This is a genomic window from Polynucleobacter sp. 35-46-11, assembly GCF_002281105.1.
In genome coordinates this window covers 1-2,130 of record NZ_NCFJ01000433.1, presented here as the reverse complement: position 1 = coordinate 2,130, position 2,130 = coordinate 1, and the positions used below count along the sequence as shown (strand labels likewise).

General features: G+C 43.1%; 4 protein-coding genes. All 4 read left to right on the top strand.

The features are described 5' to 3' along the window. Positions 1-249, top strand: a 249-nt coding sequence (locus B7Y67_RS15995; RefSeq protein ID WP_293599480.1) for a hypothetical protein, incomplete at its 5' end; no start/stop codon positions are given. Positions 250-318: 69 nt separating this feature from the next. Then, the gene (locus tag B7Y67_RS15990; protein ID WP_215302699.1) at positions 319-576 is read left to right on the top strand and encodes a hypothetical protein; all 258 of its coding nucleotides are present in this window, start codon (positions 319-321) and stop codon (positions 574-576) included. Positions 577-796: 220 nt separating this feature from the next. Continuing rightward, positions 797-1,252 carry a polymer-forming cytoskeletal protein gene (locus B7Y67_RS15985; RefSeq protein ID WP_215302701.1) on the top strand — a complete coding sequence of 152 codons (456 nt, stop codon included), beginning with the start codon at positions 797-799 and terminating at the stop codon, positions 1,250-1,252. Between the two features lie 53 nt (positions 1,253-1,305). Continuing rightward, a partial coding sequence (locus B7Y67_RS15980) for a hypothetical protein (RefSeq protein WP_293599479.1) occupies positions 1,306-2,130 on the top strand: 825 nt, incomplete at its 3' end.

Below are 2,130 nucleotides of genomic sequence, written 5' to 3'. Positions count from 1 at the left end.
AATTACATTGATAGCGGTTGCTGTGGCATGGCAGGTTCATTTGGATTCAATCCAGAGCATGTTGAAATATCCAAAGCAGTAGGTGAGCTGGTATTGCTGCCCGCTATTCGAGCTACTGATCTAGAAACTATCATTCTGACCAATGGCTTTAGTTGTCGAGAGCAGATTGAGCAAGAGACCGGTCGCAAGGTAAAGCATCTAGCTGAGTTGCTACAAATGGCGCATCAAGCTCAAGTTGAAAGCGTGTAATACCAATTCCCTTGCAGTAAGAAAGGTTCATAATGCTATCAAAGCCCTATTTAGATTGGGAGTAATCAATTGGATAAGTTAAATCTGCAAGCCTCTTATTTAAGTAGCTCTACCCATAGAGGGGATGCTACTTTGCATGATCGAAAAATAGCCCCTAGTACAGCCTCTACTCGAGCCCATCCTATCCCCTCCGCGCTAAAAGTTGAGCAGTCTGGACCAGCAGTTACTATTGAAATTAGCGGTAATACCCCCGATCCCCTTAAATTGATCCCGATGAGTGCTGATCGACAAATCAGCGCGTATATTCGAAATACAAAGTTGCTGTAAGTCCCTCAGGTTGATAGCGGTACCCTTTGATTTAGTTTGAGCCTCGCTCAGAGCTCGTGGATTCACGATAAATAAGTTAGTATTAACTAACTTATTTATCGACCCTCGCTACAAATGAGTACGCCCTAGTAGCTTGTCCCTAAATAAAGCTAGAATGGATCCCCGCCCAAACAGATGAGGGGGATAAAGCACTACGGTGTGGATGCCCAAAGGAAACCCAATGAGTTTGTTCAAGAAAAGTTCACAGTCCATTAAGTTCTTACAGCCAACGATGGAGTCCTTTGAGACCATCATTGGACCTGCTACGGAGGTTCATGGCAGGCTAGTTGCTAATGAGAGTCTACGAATTGATGGTCGAGTTATCGGCAATATCGAGGCGCGCCAAGGTAAGAGTGTCAGCATAGCTTTGGGTCGAACGGGGGTGGTGCTGGGTGATATTTTCGCCTTTAGGGTTCTAGTTGCCGGCAAGGTAGAAGGAAATATCTACGCTACTGAGCGCGTTGAGTTGCATGAAGGTGCGGAAGTTCGAGGCGATATTACTTATGGTCAACTCGGAATTGAGCATGGTGCAAAATTAAATGGCCTGATGATCTCCAGAAATGGTGAGGAGCCAGAGGGCGCTACTGATTCTGCTGCAATTTTTCAAGCCAATTGGAGCAAAATTAAAAGCCAATAATTTTTGGCGCACATCATTTTTACCTATTAACGCATTAACAAGGATAGTAGCTCATGGGATTATTTGACTTGATTAAAGGCGGGTCTTTGCAGATGAGTCAAAGACAGTTTGATCAGTGCGTTTTTAATCACTATCGCGAACGATTTAACTACGATAGTTTTCAAAGTTTCTGGCATGCAACAACTTCAAACCCAGATGGTAGCGTTGGGCGCTTAGTTGATCGCCTTTATGCATGTGAGGATGGCTTTCCAAAAGATAGTCTTTTACATGCGCAGTTAGCAGAAGCCTCTTTGATCATTGAAAAACATTGGTTCAATACCTACGGTATTAGTCCAGAGTCCTTAAGTATTTTTTCAAATATCTGCACCCAGGCACAACAGGCTCTTGAGGAACAATTAAGTTCTGAAGCCGTTCAGCCTATTGAGATTGATCCTGAAGTGAGGGTTGATGGCTGTCAAAAAGCTCTGAACACGTATGAGCAAAATCTGGCTCAAATGGGTCTACCCAAGTTTGATGATTTAACCAAGATTCACTACTTTATGGTGGATATGAATGAAACCCTATCAGCCCCATTTAAATACAGCGGTAGTGTTTTAAAGGTTTTGGAGCAGGACTCTTATATGCAGGATGATGATGTTAGCTGGGGGCGATGGACTCTGTTTAGAGACGCTACTGGCTATACCGATATTTGGATTGTGCGCATAGAATCTGGAAAAGCCGAGGTAGTAAAAATGATTTCTAAGATAGATGCAGATGCCTACAGCTTAGATGAATCTCCTCGGGGAATTCAATATGATCTAGAAATTTTTAAGGCAATAGATAAGACACGTATTACTGCTTTTGATAATTCTGAATTTAATGATCCGCCACCGCCGTAT

Bases quoted from the DNA above. Each gene is read 5' to 3' on its own strand.
- B7Y67_RS15985 (WP_215302701.1), top strand. From the start codon at position 797: ATGAGTTTGTTCAAGAAAAGTTCACAGTCCATTAAGTTCTTACAGCCA.